The sequence below is a fragment of the Ornithinibacillus xuwenensis genome, from assembly GCF_039614845.1.
Classification (GTDB): Bacteria; Bacillota; Bacilli; order Bacillales; family Amphibacillaceae; genus Ornithinibacillus; species Ornithinibacillus xuwenensis.
Genome location: NZ_JBDIML010000013.1, coordinates 1 through 1,941, shown reverse-complemented (window position 1 = coordinate 1,941; position 1,941 = coordinate 1). Strand labels below are relative to the sequence as shown.

Annotated in this window: 1 rRNA gene; it reads left to right on the top strand. The window is 50.5% G+C overall.

Annotated elements, in window-relative coordinates:
- Positions 1–53: 53 nt before the first annotated feature.
- Positions 54–1,941, top strand: a 23S ribosomal RNA gene (locus tag ABC228_RS18990); the annotation flags it as partial.

Below are 1,941 nucleotides of genomic sequence, written 5' to 3'. Positions count from 1 at the left end.
TTTTTAAAAGCAAAGGCTAATAATTTATTAGTGACGCTTATTCATTGTAAGCTAGTTAAGTGAATAAGGGCGCACGGTGGATGCCTTGGCACTAGGAGCCGATGAAGGACGGGACTAACACCGATATGCCTCGGGGAGTCGTAAGTAGACTTCGATCCGAGGATTTCCGAATGGGGAAACCCACTGTTCGTAATGGAGCAGTATCCTTACCTGAATACATAGGGTATGGAAGGCAGACCCGGGGAACTGAAACATCTCATTACCCGGAGGAAGAGAAAGCAAATGCGATTTCCCAAGTAGCGGCGAGCGAAACGGAAACAGCCCAAACCAAAAAGCTTGCTTTTTGGGGTTGTAGGACACTCCTTTGGAGTTACAAAGGAATTCTTTAGATGAAGCTACCTGGAAAGGTAGGCCGTAGAAGGTAACAGCCCTGTAATCGAAAAAGAATTCTCTCCGGAGTGTATCCTGAGTACGGCGGAACACGTGAAATTCCGTCGGAATCCGGGAGGACCATCTCCCAAGGCTAAATACTCCCTAGTGACCGATAGTGAACCAGTACCGTGAGGGAAAGGTGAAAAGCACCCCGGAAGGGGAGTGAAAGAGAACCTGAAACCGTGTGCCTACAAGTAGTCGGAGCCCGTTAATGGGTGACGGCGTACCTTTTGTAGAATGGACCGGCGAGTTACGATCGTATGCGAGGTTAAGTGGAAGACACGGAGCCGTAGCGAAAGCGAGTCTGAATAGGGCGAATTAGTATGCGGTCGTAGACCCGAAACCGTGTGATCTACCCATGTCCAGGGTGAAGGTCAGGTAACACTGACTGGAGGCCCGAACCCACGTATGTTGAAAAATGCGGGGATGAGGTGTGGGTAGGGGTGAAATGCCAATCGAACACGGAGATAGCTGGTTCTCTCCGAAATAGCTTTAGGGCTAGCCTCAAGGAATGAGTACTGGAGGTAGAGCACTGATTGGACTAGGGGCCCTCATCGGGTTACCGAATTCAGTCAAACTCCGAATGCCAGCTACTTTACCTTGGGAGTCAGACTATGGGTGATAAGGTTCATAGTCGAAAGGGAAACAGCCCAGACCGCCAGCTAAGGTCCCAAAGTATACGTTAAGTGGAAAAGGATGTGGAGTTGCACAGACAACCAGGATGTTGGCTTAGAAGCAGCCACCATTTAAAGAGTGCGTAATAGCTCACTGGTCGAGTGACTCTGCGCCGAAAATATACCGGGGCTAAACGTATCACCGAAGCTGCGGATTGTTCTTCGAACAATGGTAGGAGAGCGTTCTAAGTGCTGTGAAGTCAGACCGTGAGGACTGGTGGAGCGCTTAGAAGTGAGAATGCCGGTATGAGTAGCGAAAAAAGAGTGAGAATCTCTTTCACCGAATGCCTAAGGTTTCCTGAGGAAGGCTCGTCCTCTCAGGGTTAGTCGGGACCTAAGCCGAGGCCGAAAGGCGTAGGCGATGGACAACAGGTTGATATTCCTGTACCACCTCATGATCGTTATGAGCGATGGGGGGACGCAGTAGGATAAGGAATGCGCACGTATGGATGTGTGCGTCCAAGCAGTGAGAGTGTTGGATAGGCAAATCCGTCCAACTTAAGCTCAAGCTGTGATGGGGAGCGAATTATAGTAGCGAAGTTCCTGATTTCACACTGCCAAGAAAAGCCTCTAGCCAGATCATAGGTGCCCGTACCGCAAACCGACACAGGTAGGCGAGGAGAGAATCCTAAGGTGAGCGGGAGAACTCTCGTTAAGGAACTCGGCAAAATGACCCCGTAACTTCGGGAGAAGGGGTGCTCCTTTAAGGAGGAGCCGCAGTGAATAGGCCCAAGCGACTGTTTAGCAAAAACACAGGTCTCTGCGAAGCCGAAAGGCGAAGTATAGGGGCTGACACCTGCCCGGTGCTGGAAGGTTAAGGGGATGAGTTAGGGCT